The organism is Vibrio sp. 1727, from assembly GCF_033344415.1.
Lineage (GTDB): Bacteria > Pseudomonadota > Gammaproteobacteria > Enterobacterales > Vibrionaceae > Vibrio > Vibrio alginolyticus.
This window is the reverse complement of sequence record NZ_JAWPOT010000316.1, coordinates 1-670: the sequence shown is the minus strand read 5'-3', so window position 1 is coordinate 670 and position 670 is coordinate 1. Positions and strand designations below refer to the sequence as shown.

At 46.9% G+C, this 670-nt stretch carries 1 protein-coding gene; it reads right to left on the bottom strand.

Features of this window, described 5'->3' with window-relative positions:
• Positions 1–642: alkaline phosphatase D family protein (locus R8O10_RS25465; RefSeq protein ID WP_318191990.1), on the bottom strand; the 642-nt coding region annotated here is incomplete at its 3' end.
• Positions 643–670: the final 28 nt, after the last annotated feature.

The window sequence follows — 670 nt, the reverse complement described above, 5'->3', positions numbered from 1 at the left end:
ACGATATTGGGCGTATCTTTTTCGGTAATCGTCCAGCGTGATACATTCTGTGCCTTTGCTCGGTTCGCGCCCTAATGCAGCGGCATCTTCACTGGCATAGCCTCCAGCCCCATATTCATAAATGTAGTCACCAAGATGTAACACAACGTCGAATGGCGATTGTTCATGTTGATTTAAGATCTCGCGATAAACGTGGAAATAACCCGCTGGATAGTTGGCGCAAGACACCACCGCCATCGATGCTTTTTCGACACCATCTTCAGGCAGAGTTTGAGTTTGCCCTACCTCACTCATCATCTCGCCGACCATAAATCGGTAGTAGTACTGAGAATTGGCGTTGAGGTTTTGTACGTCCACTTTTACCGTGAAATCACGTCCTGTATCAGTAGTGAATACGCCACTTTGCACGACATTTAAAAACTCTATGTCGGATGCGACTTGCCAGCTCACATCCACGTAACTCGCGGCTGTAGTCACCCGAGTCCAAATAATCACTTGTGTTTGAGTCGGATCGCCACTGGCGACACCATGTTCAAAACTAACGGCAACGGATTCATTATCGTCGCTGCCACAACCGATTAGACCGGTAGCAACGGCGGTTGAAGAGACAACTTTCATAAAGTCTCGACGAGACAAAGACATATTGACTTCCTTTCTTATTGTGTTTTTG